We start from the raw sequence: 20,566 nt of genomic DNA, 5'->3' as shown, positions 1-20,566 counted from the left end.
TGGCAGGCTGGCGGGCACCGACTCCGCACGAGAATCGACCCCCCAGAGGTTCCGCCGCATGTCACGACCCCTCGCAGGACCGCAGACCCTGCTCCGTACACTCAACGGCCGCGCGATCCTCGAGCGCCTCGCCCGGAGCGGACCGCAGACCCGGGCCGAGCTCATGGCGGCGACCGGCCTCTCCCGCACGGCCGTGACCCAGGTGCTGCGGATGCTCGACGCGGCAGGAGCCGTCACCGCGGCCGGGGTGGACCGCGACACCCGCGGGCCGGCGGCCGGCCGTGTCGCGCTGCACCCGGCCCTCGGCTTCGCGGCCGCCGTGCACGTGGACCATCACGCCGCCCATGTCGTCCTCGTCGACGCGACCGGCACCGTCAGAGCCGAGCGGCACGGCGCCTTCCCCACGGGCGAAGACCGGGTCGCGCACATCGCCGCGCTCGTCACGGCCTGCCGCCGATCCGTGAAGGGCGCGCTCCACCTCGCCGTCTTCGGAGTGCCCGGCATCGTGGCTGCCGACGGCGCGATCCGCGACGACCAGGGGCCGGACGGCGGCGCCTTCCGCGCGGCTCTCGCGGCCGCCCTCGACTGCCCGGTCCGCGTCGAGAACGACGTCAACCTCGCCGCGCTCGCCGAGTCGACCAGCGGCGTCGGCATCGACCTCTCGAGCTTCGCGCTCCTGCTGCTCGACGACGACCTCGGGGCCGGGATCGTGATCGACGGGACGCTGCATCGCGGGTTCTCCGGAGTGGCGGGCGAGGTGATGTACCTCCCGCAGACGCCGGTGCCCATCGGCGCCCCCGTCGCGGGGGCCACGGTGGTGCGCGACCTCGCCCTCGGCCTGGGGCTGGATGTCGACGCGCCGTTCCTCGCCCACCTGGAGGCGGCACAGCGCGGCGACGAGGCGGCGCAGGCGCTCGTCGCCGAGATCGGACGCCGGCTCTTCCTCGCGGCGGGCAGCGTCGCCCTCGTGCTCGATCCCGAGGCCTTCATCCTCGGCGGGGAGGCGGTACACCCGGCGCTCCTGGACGCGATCGAGCGCGTCGCGGACGAGTTCTCCGCGCAGCTGCCGCTCCGCTTCCTCGCCTCGGCGTTCGGGCCGGAGGCGCCGCTCGTCGGAGCCGTGGGCGAGGCGGCCTCCGCGCTCCGTGCCGACGTCTTCACCCGGATCCTCACCCCCTCCCGCGCAGCCGCCGCCGGCCGCTGACCGCCCGCCCGACAGGACACGCCATGACCGCCTCCTCCGCCCTCGCCGACCGACTCGGACTGCCGTCCGGAGCCAGGGCGGTCATCCTCAACGCCGACGACTTCGGGATGTGCCATGCCGCGAACGCCGCGATCTCCGGACTCCTCGTGCGCGGCCGGATCGACTCGGCGACGGTGATGGTGCCCTGCGCCTGGTCCCCGGAAGCGCTCGCCTTCGCCGCTGCCCACCCGGACCTCGACGTGGGCGTGCACCTCGTGCTCACGAGCGAGTGGCGCCGGTACCGATGGCGTCCGCTCACCGGGGCCTCGACCCTGGTCGACGCCGACGGCTACTTCCCCGCCGACGTCGCGACGGTAGAGCAGCACGCCTCCGAAGCGGACGTCGCGGCCGAGATCGCCGCCCAGCTGCAGACCGCGCTCGATGCCGGCGTCGACGTGACCCACCTCGACAACCACATGGGCTCCGTCTATGGGCTGCTGACCGGCCGGGACTTCCTGCGCGCCGTCTTCGAGCTCGCCGCCCGGCATGGCCTCCCCTTCCGCCTGCCCCGCGAGATGGAGGGGGCGGACGCCGATCCGATGCTGCAGGCGAAGCTCACCGAGGCGGCGGCGGTGGCCGATGCGTTCGGCGTGGAGATCGTCGACCGGCTGTGGACGCACCCGTTCGAGCTGCGCGGCGAGGGCACCGCCGACGAGGAGTCGTACGAGCAGGTCCGAGACGGCTTCCTCGCGGTGCTGCGCGCCGTCCCGCCCGGGGTCACCGAGATCTACCTGCACCCGATGGCCGACGGCGAGGAGCTGCGCGCGGCGGTGGACTTCGCGGCGGCCAAGCGCGGCTACGAGCTGCGGCTGCTCGACGACCCTCTCGTGCAGCAGACCATCGCCGAGGAGGGCCTGGTCCGCGTCGGCTGGCGCGCGCTGCGGGACCTGCAGCGGGGAGACGCCCGATGACGACGCTCGGCGAACGGCTGCGCGACCGCCGTCTCGACGCCGCGCCGTCCCGCGCCCAGACCATCGCCTTCGGGGCCTCGGGGTTCCCGACGCAGCTGATGACGCAGACGTTCTCGGCGTTCGTCGTGTACTTCTACGTCTCGCACCTCGCCGTCCCCGCGGGGTGGGTGGCGGCGGCGATGATCGCGCACGGCATCCTCAACGCGGCGCTCAACCCGGTCGTGGGGGCGCTCTCCGACCGGATCCGCACGCCGTGGGGCCGGCGCATCCCGTGGATCGGGCTCGGCATCGTGCCGCTCGTCGTCGCCTTCGCCCTCGTCTGGATGCCGCCCGCGCTCCCGGCGGCCGGGCTCATCGTGTGGTTCCTCGTGGTCGTCGCGGTCTACGACATCGCCTTCGTCGTCGTGGTGCTGAACATCTCCGCGCTGTTCCCGGAGATCTTCCGGACCACGGAGGAGCGCGCCCGCGGGAACGTGCCGCGGCAGATCTTCGCGATCCTCGGCATGGTGCTCGGCACGGCCGGAGCCCCCGCGCTCTACGACGCGATCGGCTGGCCGGGGATGGCGCTCGTGCTGTCCGGTGTCTGTCTCGTGCTGCTCGCCTGGTCGTTCCTCGGCGGGATGATCGAGCGCCGGGTGCCGGAGGCCGCCTCCGAGGCGATGCGCTGGCGGGATCAGCTCGTCTACACGTTCCGTAACCGCGCCTTCGTGCCGTACGTGCTGGGCTCGCTCTGCGTGCAGACCTCGATCGCCGTGATCCTCGCCGCCGTCCCCTTCTACGTCCGCTACTCGCTGGGGGCGGCCGAGGGCGAGGGGAGCCTCCTGCTCGGCGCCATCTTCCTCACGGCGATCCCGTCGATCGTGCTGTGGAGCGCGGTGGTCCGGCGCACCTCCCCGCGCACGGCCCTGCTCTGGAGCGTCGGGGTGTTCGGGGTCGCGGTGCTCGGGTACCTCATCCCGACGTCCGTGGGGGCGGCGGCTCTCGTCGGGATCGCGGTCGGGGTCGGCGTCGGCGGGCTGCTGCAGCTCCTCGAGGTCGTGCTCGCCCAGATCATCGACGACGACGCGCATCGCACTGGCCACCGCCGCGAGGGCGCCTACTTCGGCGTGAACGGCTTCGTCGTCCGCGGCTCCGTGGTTCTCCAGGCGATCGTCGCCGCGGCCGTGCTGACCGCGACCGGCTTCGACGCCGAGCTCGGCGACGCGCAGCCGGAGGCCGTCGACGGCGGCATCCGGCTCATGCTGGCGGTCATCCCGCTGGCGTTCACCGCCGTCGGATGGCTGTGCTTCTGGCTCTACCCGCTCCGCACCCGCGACGTGTGAGGTCAGCCGGCGGCGCGGCGGGCCTCCCAGCCCGTGCGCACCATCTCGTCGACCGTGTAGCGCATGGTCCAGTCGAGGTCGCGGGCCGCGAGCTCGCCGGTCGCCACGATCCGATCCGGGTCGCCGGGGCGGCGAGGGCCGATCTCCGGGGTGAAGTCGATGCCGGTGACGCGGGCGACCGCATCCATGATCTGCTTCACGCTGAGGCCATCGCCGGAGCCGAGGTTGTACGCGGGCTCGATCGGAGCACCCGAGGCCAGGCGCTGCGCCGCGGCGACGTGGGCGGCGGCGATGTCACCCACGTGCACGTAGTCGCGGACGTTCGTGCCGTCAGGGGTGTCGTAGTCGTCGCCGAAGATCTTGGGAGTGCGGCCCTCGATCAGCGCCTCGAAGACGATGGGGAAGAGGTTGTGGGGGCTGACGTCGTAGACCGTCGGGTCGGCCGAGCCCACGACGTTGAAGTACCGCAGCGAGGTGTGGCGCAGCGGGCGGTCGGAGTCGGCGGTGGCGATCGCCTGATCGCGGAGCAGCCATTCTCCGATGAGCTTCGACTCGCCGTAGGGGCTCGCGGGCCGCTTGGCGGTGTCCTCGACGACGAGGGAGACGTCCGGGGTGCCGAACACGGCCGCCGAAGACGAGAAGACGATGTTCGCGACACCCGCCGCCGCCATCGCCTCGAGGATGATCCGCGTCCCCTCCACGTTCTGGGCATAGGTGTGCAGGGGGCGCTGGACCGAGACTCCGGCGTACTTGTAGCCCGCGACGTGGATCACGCCCTCCGCCTCGTGGGTGCGCAGCGTCTCCTCGACGAGGGCGCGGTCGAGGATGCTGCCCCGCACGAACGGCACGCCCTCCGGTACGAACGAGGCCACGCCGCTGGACAGGTCGTCCAGCACGACGGGGGAGAGGCCGGCCTCCGCGAGGGCGCGGACGACGTGGGCACCGATGTAGCCGGCGCCGCCGGTGACGATCCAGGACATGCGTTCCTCTCCTGCCGCGGCGGTGGCGGCTCGACCCTTCATTGTGTCAGGCGTCGCGGCGCGGACCTGCGGACGGGCTGACCTCGAACAGGTGCGGGGCGACGAAGCCCTCCGCGGCGAACCGCCCCCGCACCGCATCGGCGAGGTGGGGCACGGCGTCGCGGTCGACGAGGGCGATCGCGGCACCGCCGAAGCCGCCGCCGGTCATGCGTGCACCCACCGCGCCCGACGTGAGGGCGGTCTCCACGGCGGCGTCGAGCTCGGGCGTGGAGATCTCGAAGTCGTCGCGCATCGACGCGTGGGACGCGACGAGGAGGTCGCCGATGCCGCGTGCGCCCGCGGTGCGCAGCGTCGCCACGGTGTCCTGCACGCGCTGGTTCTCCGTGACGATGTGGCGCACGCGGCGGAAGGTCACGTCGTCCATCAAACTCTCGGCGCGGGCGAGGTCGGCCACGGCGACGTCGCGCAGCGCGGGCACGCCGAGGATCGCGGCTCCGCGTTCGCATGCGGCGCGGCGTTCCCGGTAGCCGCCGGTGGAGTGCGCGTGCGTGACGCGGGTGTCCATCACGAGCACCGCGAGGCCGGCGTCTGCCATGCCCAGCGGCACGACCTCGGCGGCGAGGGAGCGGCAGTCGAGGAAGATCGCGGCGTCGGGCTCCCCGAGCATCGAGGCCATCTGGTCCATGATGCCGGTGGGCGCGCCGACGGCCTCGTTCTCGGCCGTCCGCCCGACGCGGGCGAGGGTCACGGCGTCGAGACCGGTGTCCCAGAGCTCGTTCAGTGCCGCGGCCGTCGCGCCCTCGATCGCGGCGGACGACGAGAGCCCGGCGCCGACCGGGACGTCGGAGGCGATCGCGATGTCCAGGCCGGAGACCGCGGTCATGCCGGCCACTGCACGGAGCGCCCAGGCGACGCCCAGCGGGTAGGCGGCCCACTCCGGCACCGCGGGCTCCGTCCCGGGCGGGGTGGGGAAGAGGCGGTCCAGCTCGTCGAGGTCCACTTCCACTGGCTCGTCCGCGAAGGTCGAGGCGACGCGGAGCCGACCGTCGGCGCGACGACCGACCGCGGCGACCGTCCGCTGCGGGATGGCGAACGGGAGCACGAAGCCGTCGTTGTAGTCGGTGTGCTCGCCGATGAGGTTCACGCGTCCCGGTGCCGACCAGACGCCGTCCGGGGTGCGCCCGGCGAGGGTGGCGAAGAGCTCGGCGGCGGCGTCGTGTGCGGAGGTCATGCGGAGGCTTCCTGATCGGTGCGGGCGATCGCTTCGCGAAGTCGGGCGGCGCCCTGCTCGGGCGCGACCTCGGCGGCCCACGCCCACATCGCGGCCTCGGAACCCGCGAGGAACTTGAGCTTGTCGGCGGCGCGGCGCGGGCTCGTGAGCTGCAGATGCAGGCGCACGGTGTCGCGGCCGACGTGGACCGGAGCCTGGTGCCAGGCCGCGATGTACGGCGTCGGGCTGTCGTAGAGCGCGTCGACACCGCGGAGGAGGCGGAGGTAGAGCGGGGCGAGTTCGTCGCGCTCCTCCGCCGTGGTCTCGGCGAGGTCCGGCACGTGCCGATGCGGCATGAGGTGCACCTCGAGCGGCCACCGCGCCGCGAAGGGCACGAACGCCGTCCAGTGCTCGCCGCGGAACACCACCCGCTCGGACGCCTGCTCCTCGGCGAGGATGCGGGCGAAGAGGTCGGGCGCGGTGCGGTCGACCGCGTCCAGCACCCGGGCGGTGCGTGGGGTCACGTAGGGGTACGCGTAGATCTGGCCGTGCGGGTGGGGGAGCGTGACGCCGATCGCCTCGCCCCGGTTCTCGAACGGGAAGACCTGCTGGATGCCGGGGAGGGCGGACAGGGCGGCGGTGCGGTCGGCCCAGGCCTCGATCACGGTGCGGGCGCGGGTCTCGGTCTGCGTCCCGAAGGAGCCGGAGTGCTCGGGGCTGAAGCACACGACTTCGCAGCGGCCGACGGCGGTACGGGTGCGCCCGAGTCCGAGGGCCGCGAGGTCGTCGAGGCCGCGCGGGGGGTTCGTCGCCCCGGGGGCGGTGCCGACCGGCTCGGCAAGGGCGGGGCCGAACGCGGGGGAGCGGTTCTCGAACACGGCCACGTCGTACCGGGACGGCACCTCGGAAGGATTCCCCGGCGTCTGCGGCGCGAGCGGGTCGGCGTCGGCTCCCGGCATCATGACGCGGTTCTGGCGGTTGGCGGCGACGGTGATCCAGTCGCCCGTGAGCACGTCGAGCCGCATGGTCGCGGTGTCCGGTCGAGGTGCCAGGGTGCGGGCGTCGACCGATCGCTCGGCACCCAGAGTGGTGTCCGGATCGTCGTAGTAGATGAGGTCACGGCCGTCGGCGAGGGTCGTCGCGCGTTTGACGACGCCGACGCCGAGAAGCTCGGTGCGGATCTCAGGAGATTCGGGCGTGTTCACGTCAACATGCTAGGTGGGGCGCCATGCTAACGTCAACATCACTGAGTTGTGAACGGAGGATCCGTGGTCGAGAAGCGCCCGATGGCGACCGCCGCTCGCGTCTCCATGGCGACCGTGGCAGCGCGCGCTGGCGTCTCCGGGCAGACCGTGTCCCGCGTCGTCAACGGCAGCCCGCGCGTCGACCCGGACACCCGGGCGCGGGTCGAGGCCGCGATGTCAGAACTGGGATACCGGCCGCACCGGGCCGCGCGGGCCCTGCGCACCGGCCGCAGCCACACCATCGGCCTCGTCGTGACCACCCTCGCCACGGTCGGCAACTCGCGCATGTTGCAGTCCACGGCCGAGGCGGCGGCGGAGCGTGGCTACGCGCTCACGGTCGTCACGGCCGCGGACGGCGTGGAGGCCGCGTTCGCCCGGCTCGCCGATCAGGGCGTGGACGGGGCTGTCGTGCTGAACGAGGCGTCCGCGCTCGTCCCCGCCGCGACCCTGCCGCCGGAGCTGCACCTCGTCGTCGTGGATGCCCCCGCCGGCGCCGGAGCGGCCGTGGTGCACAGCGATCATGCCGCGGGAGCGCAAGCCGCCACCCGCCACCTCCTCGATCTCGGGCACGAGACCGTCCACCACCTCGCGGGACCGGCGGGCTCTTTCGCCGCCGCCGAGCGCGAGCGGGGCTGGCGCGAGGCCCTGGCGGATGCCGGCGTCCTGCCACCGCAGGTCGTGCGCGGGGACTGGAGCGCGGAGTCGGGCTTCGCCGCGGCTGCGGCCCTGGCTGGGGCGACCGCGGTGTTCTGCGCCAACGACCAGATGGCGCTCGGGCTGCTGCGGGCGGTGGCGGAGTCCGGGCGCGCGGTGCCCGGCGACGTCAGCGTGGTGGGCTTCGACGACATCCCGGAGGCGGCGAACTTCCTCCCGCCGCTCACGACCGTCCGGCAGGACTTCCCGGCGCTCGCGCAGCGGGCGGTCACCGCCCTCATCGCGGCTGTGGAGGGCGACGGGACGGCAACGGATCCCGCAGTACCCGTGGTGGTGCCGACCCGGCTCGTGGAGCGGGCGAGCACGGCACGCCGCTGACGACGCTCAACCGCGGGGCAGGAACTCCTCGGGGTGAAGGGTCGTCGCGGCGCCGTCCGGCCACGACACCGTCACATCGTCCTGCCGCAGATCGAGCCGGGGAGCCCCGGGCGAACTCCCGAGCAGCACGCCCGCCGCGATCCAGGCGTCGGGCCGCACCGCCGCGGAGAGCCACGGGGTGGCGGTCTCCGGGCCGAGCGGCGTCACGTCCCGCTCCCGCCGGACGCCTGCGGTCGCGTCGTCGAGGCCGTGGAGGCCGACCACCCGGCTCTGCGTCTCCCCGCCGGGAGTGAGGGCGGCGACGGCCGCGGGGCCGGTCTCGACGACGATGGGGGCGGATAGCGCCCACCCGCCGATGCGGAGGACGTCGCCGTCGTGGATCGCCCCCTCCGTCCTCGCGCCCGACCGGACCCGCACGAGCCGCACCTCCCACGGTCCGCGTACCACCGACACCACATCGACCACGGGGCCGATCGTCGTCTCGGCGGCCGCGCCGCCTCCGCCGACGTCGAACTCCGAGCGGACGCCGTCGTGCCAGTGCACGGGGCCGGAGGAACCGCCGAACGCCGTGCCGTCCGTCTCCCTCAGCATTCCCGTCAGGAAGCCCGAGCGGTGGCTCGCTCGGCCCCCGCGCACCACGGCGACCGTGCCGTCCAACCCGTCTCGCACACCGGGCCCCGCGAGTACCGGGGCGGTCGCGGTGGAGTAGCCGAGCTTCGCGTACAGCGGCGCATCCGGCTTGAAGGCGCCGGGCGTGCGGTGGTCGGTGCCGTGGTTGACCACCCGCACGATGCCGTCCGCGGTGCCCGTCGCCAGCCATCCCGGGGCGAGGAGGACACGGGCGAACGGACCCCGATCGATCGGCAGGGGCTGCTCGACGGCGGTCCAGAACGGATGCGCGGCGGGAAGCGCGAGGGGCAGAAGGCCCTTCGCCGCCCAGTACGGGGAGCCGGGGCCGGAGTAGTCCTGGGCGAGCGGGCGCCAGGGTCCGTGCCAGCCGAGAGGGAGAACTCCGGTCGCGTCCGGCGCGCCCCGGTCGGCGAAGTGCCGCACCTGCCCGCTCACCGCGCGGCGCAGCAGGCCGGGGTGGTGCCGGGACGTGCCGCTGAACGCGGCCACCCCGGCCGCGGCCGCCGTGGCGAAGCGGTAGGTGAGGCTGCGCCCCTGAAGGAGCGGTCCGCCGTCGGCGCCGACGAGGTGCAGCGCGTCGTCGAGGAACGCGTCGAGCCGGCGGCGGTACCGGGCGACCCGGCCCGTGTGCCGCGGCTCCCCGCCGACCATGTCCGCCCAGAGCAGCGGATAGAAGGACAGCGCCCAGCCGGCGTAGTGGTCGAACGACCGGGCGGCACCGTCCGCGCTCCAGCCGCCCGCGCGTTCGAAGCCGTCGAGGAGTGCGAGGTCGGCGGCGCGGTCCGCAGCGGAAGTCGGCCCGCCGACGCTCTCCAGGAACTGCTCGACGAGCACCCGGAACCACGCCCAGTTGTTCGGCGGGTAGCTGCCGCCGACGAATGTCGCGAGGTAGTCCACGGTGTGGGTCCGCGCCGTGTCGTCGAGGCGCGCCCACACCGTGTCGCGCGTGAGGTGCAGGCCCACCGCGAGCGCCGCCGCCTCGACCTTCGCCTGGTCGACCTCATCAGGGCGCGGCCACCGTTCGGCACCGTCGGGGTCGGCACCCGCAGCGAGGCCCCGGGCGTACCGGTCGGCCAGCGACTCCGTGCCGAGCGGGTCGCCGGCGATGCGGAACGCGGCCAACAGGAACGTGCGGCTGAATCCCTCGAGCGCATCGACCGCGGAGCCGAAGCCACCGGGGGCGCCGGGGTAGCGGATGCCCGCACCCGCCGGGCTCGCATGTCGGGCGGCCCCGTCGAGGATCGCATCGGCCACCGTCATCAGGTGCGCGCGCGTCCATCCCGTGTACGGGGAGAGCGCGCGGTCGTCCGGAGGCAGCGCGAGGAGGGTCATGCGCTGTGCGCGAGGTCGGCGCGGTGCACGGGGTGCCGCGGCGGAAGGCCGGTCACCCACGCCTCCAGCTCGTCGAGGGCGGCGTCGGCCAGCCGGTGCGCCTCGGTGCCGAGGGAGCCGGCGAGGTGCGGGGTGACCGCGACGTTCGGCAGGTGCAGCAGCGGGTGGTCGGGCGGAAGCGGCTCCGGGTCCGTGACGTCGAGGATCGCGTCGAGGCGACCGGCGGCGCACTCCGCGAGAAGCGCCTCGTGATCGAGGAGGGCGCCCCGCGCGGTGTTGAGCACCGTAGCGCCGTCGCGCAGGGCCGCGAGCTGCGCGCGGCCGATCATCCCCCGCGTCGCGGGCAGGGCGGGTGCGTGCAGGGAGAGCAGATCGACGGCGGGGAGCAGGGCGTCGAGCGGGACGAGCCGGGCACCGGCCGCGGCCACCTCCTCGGGATCCGCGTACGGGTCGGCGACGAGCACCTCAAGGCCGGGGAAGGGTCGCAGCAGGTCGACGACGCGGCGGCCGATGCGGGAGAACCCGACGATGCCGACCGTGCGGTCGAGGTTGCCGATACGGCCCCCGACGCGAGGCCCGACGCGCAGGTCGTGCTGCGCGTCGTCCGCACGGAGCGGGAGGAGGGCGCGCTTGCCGGCGAGCAGGATCATCGCGAGCGTGTACTCCGCGACCGGGGCCGCGTTGGCCTCGGCGGCCGAGGTGAGCAGGATGTCGCGCTCCCAGAACGCCTCGGACACGAGGCCGCGCACGCTTCCCGCCGCGTGGAACACCGCGCGCAGCCGGGGGAGCCGATCGAGCAGAGGTGCGTCCAGGACCGGAGCGCCCCACCCCGTCACCAGGACCTCCACGGCGGCGAGGCGATCGTCCAGCGTCGGGGCGTCGAGAGCGGGGGCGTGCACCGGATCGCCGGGCGCGGCGAGGGTCTGCAGGCGGGCGCGCCGCGCATCGTCGAACACGAGGTCCCACGCCTCCCTCGAGAGAGCGGCGAGGACGACTGGTCGAGGGGTCATGGGTCTCCGCGGGTCTCGGGTATGCGCTTGCCGAAGCGCGCGGTTCCAGTGAAGACTGTGCGTTCGAGTGCAGGCAACGTGATCGAACCGAAACCCTGCTGATCGAACAGACTCGAACAATGAAGGCGAGAATCGGATGCTGATCCCCCGCGGCACCCTGAGCGATCTGTGGCGAGAACACGGCGCCGTCGATCGGCCCGTCGTGCCGCCGAGCACCGACCGCGAGACATGGACGTCCGTGGCACCCGAACTCCGCGCGACCATCCTGGCGGCGGCGGACGGCGAGCGCGGCACCGCCTGGGCGCAACCGCTCCTCTCGCAGTGGGCCGCCTACGCCCGCACCGGTGACCGAGCCGGCTGGGAGGGGGCGGTGTTCCGTCGCGACCTCCGGCTCCGTCGCGCCGTCCTGGCCGCTGCCATCGACCCGGCGGCCGAGCGGTTGGACGAGGTGGCGGACGGACTGTGGCTCCTGGTCGAGCAGTCGACCTGGTGCTGGCCCGCTCACGACGACGCGTTCGCCCGCGGTCGGCGCGCCCCCGACATCGAGCGCCCCGTCCTCGACCTCGGCGCGGGGGAGGCAGCGGCGCTGGCGGGGTGGGCCGTGCTGGTGCTCGGCGAGGCTCTCGACGCGCACGCGCCCGGTCTGGTCGCACGGGTACGGGACGAGACGGTCCGCCGGGTGCTGCGCCCGTTCGTCGACCGCCGCGAGTGGGCGTGGGAGGGGTCGGAGGAACGCGTGCACAACTGGGCGCCGTGGATCCACGGCAACCTGCTGCCGGCGGCGCTCGCCTTCGCGGACGAACCGCTGCGTGCGCGGGTGCTCGCCCTCAGCATCGACGGCCTCGATCGCTATCTCGCCCAGCTTCCCGCCGACGGCGGCATCGACGAGGGCTTCGCCTACTGGTGGCAGGGAGCGGGGCGGGCGTTCGATGCGCTCGGCCTCCTCGACGCGCTCACCGACGGAGCAGTGGCCGCTGCGATCCGGGACGGACGCCTCGCCGGGCTGCGGGAGCTCGCCCTCTTCCCGGAGCGCGTGCAGCTCGGGGAGGGGTGGGTGGCGAGCTTCTCGGATGCGGAGGCGCGCACGGGGGAGGCCCTCCCGTGGTCCGTGCTCCACCGGGCCGCCGTCCTGTGCGGTCTGGAGGCGACGGCCGCGTTCGCCGCGCGGCACCGCCGTCCGGGGCGCGTCGTCGGAGACGAGGCCGATGTCGTCGCCGGTCTCGGCCGGACGCTGGCCGAGCTGTTCGACGCCGACTGGCAGGCGGCGCATCCGGGGCCTGCGCCCCTGCCCGGGCGCGTCGAGTTCGCCTCCCTCGGCGTGGGTCTGCGCCGTGAGCGGAGTGGGGATCCACGGGGGCTCGCGGTCGTCGTCAAGGGCGGTCGCAACGACGAGAACCACAACCACAACGACCTCGGCGCGATCGCGATCGCGGTCGACGGCGTCCCGGTCGTGATCGACGTCGGTCGGGCGACGTACACCGCGGCGACCTTCTCGGATGCCCGCTACCGCCTGTGGCACGTCACCAGCGGCTGGCACTCCACGCCGCTGGTCCGCGGGCGCGAGCAACAGCCGGGCGGCGCCTGGCGGGCCGCGGTGCAGGCGCGGAGCGACGGCTGGACCCTCGACCTCGGTGCGGCGTTCCCGGGCGGCGACCCGTGGCTGCGGACGGTGCTGCTGCGCGGTGGTGCGGTGACCGTGCGCGACGAGAGTCCGGCGCTCGCCGACCCGGCGACCCGCCTCGTGCTCGTGTGCGCGGGGACGCCCGAGGTGCACGGTGACGGCGTCCTCCTCCCAGGTCCGGAGGGGAAGCGGGGTCTGCGCATCGCCCACGATCCGGCGGACGTCGTCGTCGAGAGCAGGGCCGTGGACGATGCGCTCCTGGAGCGTTCGTGGGGGCCGGTGGTCTCGCGCGTCCTCTTCGCACCGCTCGACCGTCCGGAGCGCTGGGAGCTGCAGGGGAGGGCGGCATGACCGAGGAGCGCCCGACCCCGCGTTTCGGCCTCTCCCGCCGGGAACGGATCCTGGACGAGCTGCGCCGCACGGGGGCGGTGCGCGTGGCCGATCTCGCCCGCGACTTCGGGGTGGCGGAGCTCACCATCCGCCGCGACATCACGATGCTGGCGGACCGCGGGCTGCTGACCAGGGTGCACGGGGGTGCGGTGCTGCGGAGCGCGCTGGACACGACCGTCGCGCGGGCCGCCCTCCCCGGGCCGCAGTTCCGCATCGGGATGGTGGTGCCGTCGCTGAGCTACTACTGGCCGCAGGTGGTCGTCGGCGCCCGGAGCGCTGGGATGGAGGCGGGGGTGCAGCTCGTGCTCCGCGGGGCCAGCTACGCCGCTCAGGACCAACGCCGCCAGATCGCGGCGCTCCTGGAATCCGGAACCGTGCACGGGCTCATCGTGGCCCCCGAGACGCAGGGCGCCGATGGCCATGCGCTGCTCTCCTGGCTGGACACGCTCCCGGTGCCGGTCGTGCTCGTGGAGCGCCGGACCCCGCCGGCTCTCGCCCTCACCCGGATGCAGACCGTGGCGACCGACCACGCGTTCGGAGGCGCGCTCGCCGCCGGGCACCTCGCCGCGCTCGGACACCGGCGGGTCGGGATCCTCACCTCGCCGCAGTCGCCGACCTCCGCCGGGCTGCGGCAGGGCTGGTCGCGGGCCGTCGCCGAGCTCGGGCTCACGGTGACGGTGGACCGCGATGCGGCGCTGGACCGGATGGAGGGGGCGGTGCAGGCGGAGGTGGTCTCGGCGGTGCTCGCCGAGATCCGTGAGACGGGGGCGACGGCGCTGCTCGTGCACTCCGACCCGCAGGCGCTCCTGCTTCAGCAGCATCTGCAGGACGCGGGCTGGCGGCTGCCCGACGACCTCTCGCTCATCGCCTACGACGATGAGGTCGCCGAGCACGGGTCCCCACCGCTCACCGCGCTGCGGCCGCCGAAGCAGCACGTCGGGCGCCGTGCGGTCGAGCTCATCCGCGAGCGCCTGCGCGAGGGGGCGGCGCGGCCCGCGGAGCGCGTGGAGGTGGCTCCGGCGCTGCACGTGCGCGCCAGCACGGCCCCTCCGCGCTAGGGACGGTTGCGAGGTCGTGCGTCTCATGCCATGATCTCGGAAAGCGCTTACCAAGATTCCCCTGTCAGCGCCGACAGCTTCCACCGAGAGGAACGGACCGAGATGGCACAGGCCCCCACCCGCGAGATCGGGATCATCATGAACGGCGTCTCCGGGCGCATGGGATACCGGCAGCACCTCGTGCGGTCGATCCTCGCGATCCGCGACGAGGGCGGGATCGAGCTCCCGGACGGCACGCGCGTGACCGTGCGGCCGATCCTCGTCGGACGCAGCGAGGCCAAGCTCGCCGAGCTGGCCGCGAAGCACGGCATCGAGGACTGGACGACCGACCTCGACGCCGCCCTCGCCGACCCGCGATGGGAGATCTACGCCGACTTCCTCGTCACGAAGGCCCGGGCGTCCGCGATCCGCAAGGCCATCGCCGCCGGCAAGGTGATCTACACCGAGAAGCCCACCGCCGAGTCGCTGGACGAGGCCCTGGAGCTCGCGCGGCTGGCGCGTGACGCCGGTGTGAAGACCGGCGTCGTCCACGACAAGCTCTACCTCCCGGGGCTGCAGAAGCTCAAGCGCCTCATCGACTCCGGCTTCTTCGGCCGCATCCTCTCCGTCCGCGGCGAGTTCGGCTACTGGGTGTTCGAGGGCGACTGGCAGCCCGCGCAGCGTCCGAGCTGGAACTACCGCACGGAGGACGGCGGCGGCATCATCACCGACATGTTCCCGCACTGGAACTACGTGCTGGAGAACCTCTTCGGCGAGGTCAAGAGCGTCTACGCGCAGGCCGCCGTGCACATCGCCGACCGCTGGGACGAGAAGGGCGAGCACTACACGGCCACGGCCGAGGATGCCGCCTACGGCATCTTCGAACTCGATGGCGGGGCGATCGCCGAGATCAACTCCTCGTGGACCGTGCGGGTGAACCGTGACGAGCTCGTGGAGTTCCAGGTCGACGGCACGCACGGCTCCGCCGTCGTGGGGTTGTTCGGTGCCAAGATCCAGCCGCGCAACGCCACGCCGAAGCCCGTGTGGAACCCCGACCTGGAGGACAGCCACGACTACGACGCCGACTGGCAGCAGGTGCCGACGAACGACGTGTTCCAGAACGGCTTCCGGCAGCAGTGGGAGGAGTACCTCACCTCGTTCGTCCTCGGCACCGACTACCCGTTCGATCTGCTCGCCGGCGCGCGCGGGGTCCAGTTCGCCGAGGCCGGACTCGCGTCCAGTGCCGAGGGACGCAAGATCGTGCTCGAGCCGCTGACCCTGGACCGGGCATGACCACGCTCCGCCTGCTCGCCGCCGACGGCCGCACCGCCGACACGGAGCTCCGGGAGGCCGACGCCGTCACGCGGCCGGAGGGTCCGCTCCGCAGTCGGGTGGCCTATGCCGCCGCGCACGTCGTCCCGAAGGCGTACGCGGACAACACCCCGGGGCAGCCGGCCGACATCGACTGGGACGCGACGCTCGCGTTCCGCCGCAACGTGTACTCGTGGGGACTCGGCGTGGCCGACGCGATGGACACCGCGCAGCGCAACATGGGTCTGGATGCGACGGCGGTGCGCGAACTCATCGCCCGCAGTGCGGAGGTCGCCCGCGAGGAGGGCGGCACGGTCGTGGTCGGGGTCAACACCGACCACGTCGACGAGGCGCGCATCCCGCTCGATCAGGTGATCGCCGCCTACCTCGAGCAGCTGCACTTCGCCGAGGAGCAGGGGGCGGGGCCGGTGCTCATGGCCTCGCGGCACCTGGCCAGGGTCGCGGAGAGCGCGGACGACTACCGCCGCGTGTACCGGGAGGTGCTCTCCCGCGCATCGGTCCCCGTCGTGCTGCACTGGCTCGGTACCGCGTTCGATCCGGAACTGGCGGGGTACTTCGCGCCCTCGTCCTCCGGGGGGAGCGGTGGTCCCGCGTGGCAGGAGGCCGCCGGGGTGCTGCTCGACATCATCGGCGAGAACCGCGCCGCGGTCGCCGGGGTGAAGATGAGTCTGCTCGACGCGGAGTCCGAGGTCTGGGTGCGCGAGCGGCTACCGGAGGGCGTGCGCATGTTCACCGGCGACGACTTCCACTACGTGGGCCTCATCGGCGGGGACAGCCTGACCGGCGCCCCCGCGCCCGAGGGGCCCGCGTCGCGCGGCCACTCGGACGCACTGCTCGGCGCGTTCGCCGCTCTCGCCCCGGTGGCCTCCGCCGCGATCCAGGCGCTCGACGCGGACGACCCCGAGCGGTACCTCGCCCTCCTCGGGCCGACCGAGGAGCTGAGCCGGCAGGTGTTCGCGGCGCCGACCTTCTACTACAAGACCGGGGTCGCCTTCCTGTCCTGGCTCAACGGTCATCAGCCGGCGTTCCAGATGGTCGGGGGGCTGCACTCCGCGCGGAGCCTGCCGCACCTCAGCCGCATCGTCGAGCTGGCGAACGGGGCGCTCGCCCTGGAGCGGCCGGAGCTCGCGCGGGAGCGCTGGCACGGCCTGCTCCGGCTGAACGGAGTGGACGCATGACCGCCACCCGGAGCCTGGCGGCGGAGCGCGAGTCCCGGGCGGCCGCCGTCGGGACCGTGCCGCACCCGCGGCTCTCGATCAACCAGGCCACCGTGAAGCACGCGGACCTCGCGACGGCCCTGCGCGTCACGGCGGCGGCGGGGGTCGAGGCCATCGGTCTGTGGCGGGAGCCCGTGCAGGAGGTGGGCCTCGATGTCGCCGCCCGCATGCTGACCGACTCCGGGCTGCGCTTCACGACGCACTGCCGAGGGGGCTTCTTCACGCTTCCGGCAGGTCCGGAGCGCGAAGCCGCGCTCGACGACAACCGGCGGGCGATCGAGGAGACGGCCACCCTCGCGGCGGCCGGTGCGGAGGGTTCGACCGCGGTGCTGGTCCTCGTCGCGGGTGGTCTGCCCGAGGGGTCGCGCGACCTCATCGGGGCGCGGGAGCGCGTCCGCGACGCCATCGGCGCCCTCGCGGACGACGCTCGAGCCGCCGGGGTCACCCTCGCGATCGAGCCGCTGCATCCGATGTACGCCTCGGACCGTGCGGTGGTCTCGACCCTCGGCCAGGCGCTCGACATCGCCGCGGACTTCGACCCTGCCGTGGTCGGCGCTGCCGTCGACACGTTCCACATCTGGTGGGACCCGCAAGTGCTCGACCAGATCGCCAGGGCCGGACGCGAGAGCCGCATCGCCACGTATCAGGTGTGCGACTGGAAGACCCCCCTCGCCGCAGATCCCCTCCTCTCCCGGCACTATCCGGGGGACGGTGTGATCGACTTCGCAACCCTCACCCGGGCCGTGCAGGACACCGGTTACGACCGCGACATCGAGGTGGAGATCTTCCATGCCGACGTCTGGGCCGATGACCCGGCCCGTGTGGTCCGCCGCACGGCCGAGGCCTTCGCGACGGCGGTCGCCCCCCACCTGTGAGTCCGGACTCCCCGGTCCTCCGTGGTTCCGGATGCACGACGACGGCGGAGGGAACGGGCCGGAAGGAGTCGGGGGGATCGGGAGGACTGAGAGGATGACGGGATGACGGGGATCCGTGCGGGACTGTGCTCGGTGACGTTCCGTGCCCTGCCGCCGGAGAGGATCGTCGCGCTCGCGGCCGCCGCGGGTCTCGACGTGATCGAGTGGGGCGGAGACGTGCATGTGCCGCCGGGAGAGGTCGACCGCGCGGCGGAGGTCGCGCGGATGACCACGGATGCCGGACTCGCCGTCGCGTCGTACGGGTCGTACTTCCGCGCCGGTCCGGAGGAGTCGCTCACCGCGGTCCTCGACAGCGCCACGGCCCTGGGTGCTGACCGCGTGCGGGTGTGGGCCGGTGAGCACGGCTCCGCGGAGGTGTCCGCGCCCGAGCGTGCCCGCGTCGTGACGCGCCTCCGCGCGGCGGCGGTCGAAGCGGGTGCCCGGGGCATCGGGCTCGCCCTGGAGTTCCACGGCGGCACGCTCGCCGACACCGCCCCGGCCACCCTCGAGCTGCTGCACGAGGTCGATCATCCGATGCTGTCGACGTACTGGCAGCCCACGGTCGGCGCCCCCGTCCCCGTGGTGCTCGAGGAGTTCCGCCGGCTCGGCCCCCATGTCTCCGCCGCTCATGTCTTCTCCTGGTGGCCGCGCACCGAGCGCCATCCGCTCCGCTCGCGGTCCGCACTGTGGACCCGGTTCTTCGCGGACGCCGCCGCCTCCGCGCACCCGCCGCGCGACGCCCTGCTGGAGTTCGTGCCCGACGACGCCCCGGAGCTCCTCGCCGGGGAAGCCGCCGCCCTCCTCGGGTTTCTCGGGCGGCAGCCGTGAGCGCCCCTCGAAGCGGTTCCGTTCCCGTCGGTAGGCTCGGAGCATGACCCCGTCCGCCACACCGGCAGAGCCGCCGGCCGCGCGTCGCCCCCGTCACGCCCGGGGGCCGGCGCCCACGTTGCATGACGTCGCACTCGAGGCCGGTGTGTCGCTGGCGACCGCGTCCCGCGTGCTCAACGGCTCCGAACGCAAGGTCGCGGCGGCGTTCCGGGAACGGGTGGAGGCCGCCGCCGAGGCCCTCGGCTACACGGCCAACGTCTCCGCGCAGGCGACCGCCCGCGGACGCTCGCCGGTGATCGCGCTCCTCGTCGCCGACATCGCCGACCCCTACTTCGGCCTCATCGCCTCGGGCGTCGCCCGGGGTGCCGACGAGCAGGGGCTCGTCGTGACGGTGGCCATCACCGAGCGCGACCCGGCGCGGGAGGCCCGGATCGTCCGCGCCCTGCGCGGCCAGCGTCCGCAGGGCCTCATCCTCGCCGCCTCGCGGACGCAGGAGGAGGGGCAGGCCGAGACCGCTCGCGAGCTCGCCGAGTTCACCCGGCTCGGGGGCCGTGTGGTCGCCTTCGGTGCGGACGGCGACGGCGATCGCCGGGTGGAGATCGACAACCGGGCCGGGGCCGCGGCTCTCGGTCGTCGTATGGCGGAGCTCGGGTATCGCTCCGCCGTGCTCGTCGGGGCGGCGGAGGGCGTGCGCACCTCGGACGACCGGCTGGCGGGATTCCGCGCCGGATTCGCGGAGGGCGGCGGAGAGGTCGCGCAGACCGTCCGCGGAGACTTCCGTCGGGAGTCCGGGGCAACGGCGATGACCGAAGCCCTCGCCGCCGGTGTCCCCGAGGGCACCGTGGTGTTCGGCATCAGCGACGTCGTGGCGATCGGCGCGATGGCGGCCATCCGTGCAGCGGGCCGGGAGGTCGGCGCCGACATCGCGGTCTGCGGCTTCGACGACGTGCCCTCGAGTCGCGACGTCACCCCGGCCCTCACCACGGTCTGCGTGCCGCTGAGCGACGCCGGCTACCAGGCCTTCCGCGCGATCGTCGACGAGGACTGGCAGCAGCCGACGCTCCCGCTCGAGGTGGTCGTGCGTGCGAGCACCCCGGGGCTGCGGGCATGACCCGGGTCGTCATCGCGCCGGACAGTTTCAAGGGCACGATCACGGCGGCGGACGCTGCCGCGGCACTCGCCGACGGCTGGCGGGAGGTCGGGCCGGCTGCGGACATCGTGCTCCGTCCGATGGCCGACGGCGGGGAGGGGACCGTCGCCGCCTTCGCCACGGCGGTGCCCGACGCGCGACGGATGCCCATCACGGTCGACGGTCCGGCGGGCGCTCCCGTCGAGACGTCGTGGCTGCTCCTGCCGAGCACGACCGACGCCCCCGGCGGCACCGGCGTCGTCGACATCGCCTCGACCTCGGGCATCGAGCTCCTCGACGATCTGCGCCCCTGGGACGCCGACACGACCGGCTTCGGGCAGGCGATCGCCGCGGCGCTCGATCACGGCGTCTCACGCCTGATCCTCGGCATCGGCTCCAGCGCCTCCACCGACGGGGGCACGGGCATGCTCACCGCCCTCGGGGCACGCTTTCTGGACGCGGTCGGCGATCCGGTCGCGCGGGGCGCGCGCGGGCTGGCGGACATCGTCACGGCGGATCTCGGGGCCCTGCGCGCGGCACCCGACGTCCGCGTGCTGACCGATGTCACGAATCCGCTCACCGGCCCGCGCGGCGCGGCAGCGGTGTTCGGCCCGCAGAAGGGGCTCACGGCACCGGAGGACATCGCGCGCGTCGACGACGCGCTTGCCCATCTCGCCGCCCTCTTGCCCGTCGACCCGGAGCTGCCGGGCACGGGGGCCGCCGGGGGGACGGGCGCCGCTCTCGTTCGCTGGGGCGGGGTCCTCGCTCCGGGGGCGGCCGAGGTGGCCGCGCTCATCGATCTGGCTGGCGCCGTCCGTGGTGCCGAGGTCGTGATCACCGGCGAGGGGTCCTACGACGGCCAGTCGGGCGACGGGAAGGTGCCGTCGTTCCTCGCCGCGCTCGCCGCCGAGGCAGGGGCGCGTCCTCTGCTCGCCGCGGGTCGGATCGCGGACGACGCAGACACGAGCCTCTTCGCGGAGGCGGTGTCGTTGACCGCGCTGGCGGGGTCGACGACCGCCGCCCTGACCGATCCCGCACGCTGGCTGCGGGTCGCGGGCGCGGCTCTCGCCCGGACGCGGTGATTGGCCCGGACGCCCCTCCTGCGGGGGCGACGACGGTGCGGACACGGCCATGCGTTGACACGGCAGAAGCGTCGGCATAGACTCGCAACACCGAACGGGAAT

The 20,566-nt window shown here is 73.9% G+C and carries 17 protein-coding genes; 12 read left to right on the top strand and 5 right to left on the bottom strand.

Translation table 11 applies throughout. The features are described from left to right. Positions 1-58: 58 nt before the first annotated feature. Genes BLU02_RS07875 through BLU02_RS07865 form a run of 3 tightly spaced genes read left to right on the top strand, consistent with a single transcriptional unit; the run spans position 59 to position 3,476 of the window. Complete coding sequence (locus BLU02_RS07875; protein WP_083370927.1) at positions 59-1,204, top strand: ROK family protein; 1,146 nt, start codon at positions 59-61, stop codon at positions 1,202-1,204. Positions 1,205-1,227: 23 nt separating this feature from the next. Continuing rightward, the gene (locus tag BLU02_RS07870; RefSeq protein WP_060923380.1) at positions 1,228-2,154 is read left to right on the top strand and encodes a polysaccharide deacetylase family protein; all 927 of its coding nucleotides are present in this window, start codon (positions 1,228-1,230) and stop codon (positions 2,152-2,154) included. Further along, positions 2,151-3,476 (top strand): MFS transporter, encoded by a 1,326-nt coding sequence (locus BLU02_RS07865; RefSeq protein ID WP_060923381.1) that lies wholly within the window; start codon positions 2,151-2,153, stop codon positions 3,474-3,476. The genes BLU02_RS07870 and BLU02_RS07865 overlap by 4 nt, the downstream gene beginning before the upstream one ends. Positions 3,477-3,478: 2 nt before the next feature. On the opposite strand, the gene galE is transcribed toward BLU02_RS07865, so the two are convergent. From galE to galT, 3 genes are read right to left on the bottom strand one after another with little or no spacing between them, the layout of a single operon-like run. Next, a complete protein-coding gene (gene galE / locus BLU02_RS07860) occupies positions 3,479-4,456 on the bottom strand; it encodes a UDP-glucose 4-epimerase GalE (protein ID WP_060923382.1) in 978 nt (325 codons plus the stop codon). A gap of 46 nt (positions 4,457-4,502) precedes the next feature. After that, positions 4,503-5,687 (bottom strand): galactokinase, encoded by a 1,185-nt coding sequence (galK, locus tag BLU02_RS07855; protein WP_060923383.1) that lies wholly within the window; start codon positions 5,685-5,687, stop codon positions 4,503-4,505. Beyond that, positions 5,684-6,871: a galactose-1-phosphate uridylyltransferase gene (galT, locus tag BLU02_RS07850; RefSeq protein ID WP_060923384.1), complete on the bottom strand. Its 1,188-nt coding sequence runs from the start codon at positions 6,869-6,871 to the stop codon at positions 5,684-5,686. The genes galK and galT overlap by 4 nt, the downstream gene beginning before the upstream one ends. Positions 6,872-6,952: 81 nt before the next feature. Between galT and BLU02_RS07845 the strand changes: the two genes are divergently transcribed. Continuing rightward, positions 6,953-7,942, top strand: a complete 990-nt coding sequence (locus BLU02_RS07845) for a LacI family DNA-binding transcriptional regulator (RefSeq protein WP_231919659.1) — start codon at positions 6,953-6,955, stop codon at positions 7,940-7,942. Positions 7,943-7,948: 6 nt separating this feature from the next. On the opposite strand, the gene BLU02_RS07840 is transcribed toward BLU02_RS07845, so the two are convergent. Next, entirely contained in the window at positions 7,949-9,904 is a 1,956-nt protein-coding gene (locus tag BLU02_RS07840; RefSeq protein WP_083370926.1) for a DUF2264 domain-containing protein, read from the bottom strand. Then, positions 9,901-10,914, bottom strand: coding sequence for a hydroxyacid dehydrogenase (locus BLU02_RS07835; protein WP_060922874.1), 1,014 nt, complete (start codon positions 10,912-10,914; stop codon positions 9,901-9,903). Before BLU02_RS07835 ends, BLU02_RS07840 begins: the two co-directional genes overlap by 4 nt. 136 nt (positions 10,915-11,050) lie before the next feature. Between BLU02_RS07835 and BLU02_RS07830 the strand changes: the two genes are divergently transcribed. From BLU02_RS07830 to BLU02_RS07795, 8 genes are all read left to right on the top strand, one after another. Beyond that, complete coding sequence (locus BLU02_RS07830; RefSeq protein WP_060922875.1) at positions 11,051-12,886, top strand: heparinase II/III family protein; 1,836 nt, start codon at positions 11,051-11,053, stop codon at positions 12,884-12,886. Then, positions 12,883-13,983, top strand: coding sequence for a substrate-binding domain-containing protein (locus BLU02_RS07825; protein ID WP_060922876.1), 1,101 nt, complete (start codon positions 12,883-12,885; stop codon positions 13,981-13,983). The genes BLU02_RS07830 and BLU02_RS07825 overlap by 4 nt, the downstream gene beginning before the upstream one ends. Positions 13,984-14,085: 102 nt before the next feature. Continuing rightward, entirely contained in the window at positions 14,086-15,255 is a 1,170-nt protein-coding gene (locus tag BLU02_RS07820; protein ID WP_060922877.1) for a Gfo/Idh/MocA family protein, read from the top strand. Beyond that, positions 15,252-16,472, top strand: a complete 1,221-nt coding sequence (locus BLU02_RS07815; protein ID WP_060922878.1) for a DUF993 family protein — start codon at positions 15,252-15,254, stop codon at positions 16,470-16,472. The genes BLU02_RS07820 and BLU02_RS07815 overlap by 4 nt, the downstream gene beginning before the upstream one ends. Beyond that, complete coding sequence (locus tag BLU02_RS07810) at positions 16,469-17,386, top strand: sugar phosphate isomerase/epimerase family protein (RefSeq protein ID WP_082750117.1); 918 nt, start codon at positions 16,469-16,471, stop codon at positions 17,384-17,386. Before BLU02_RS07815 ends, BLU02_RS07810 begins: the two co-directional genes overlap by 4 nt. Positions 17,387-17,488: 102 nt before the next feature. Next, positions 17,489-18,253 carry a sugar phosphate isomerase/epimerase family protein gene (locus BLU02_RS07805; protein WP_060922879.1) on the top strand — a complete coding sequence of 255 codons (765 nt, stop codon included), beginning with the start codon at positions 17,489-17,491 and terminating at the stop codon, positions 18,251-18,253. Between the two features lie 43 nt (positions 18,254-18,296). Continuing rightward, positions 18,297-19,364 (top strand): LacI family DNA-binding transcriptional regulator, encoded by a 1,068-nt coding sequence (locus BLU02_RS07800; RefSeq protein ID WP_082750118.1) that lies wholly within the window; start codon positions 18,297-18,299, stop codon positions 19,362-19,364. Then, positions 19,361-20,464 (top strand): glycerate kinase, encoded by a 1,104-nt coding sequence (locus BLU02_RS07795; protein ID WP_060922881.1) that lies wholly within the window; start codon positions 19,361-19,363, stop codon positions 20,462-20,464. Before BLU02_RS07800 ends, BLU02_RS07795 begins: the two co-directional genes overlap by 4 nt. Positions 20,465-20,566 lie beyond the last annotated feature (102 nt).

This window comes from Microbacterium paraoxydans, from assembly GCF_900105335.1.
GTDB classification, from domain to species: Bacteria; Actinomycetota; Actinomycetes; order Actinomycetales; family Microbacteriaceae; genus Microbacterium; species Microbacterium paraoxydans.
The sequence above is the reverse complement of the archived record's forward strand: the minus strand, read 5'-3'. Positions and strand labels throughout refer to the sequence as shown.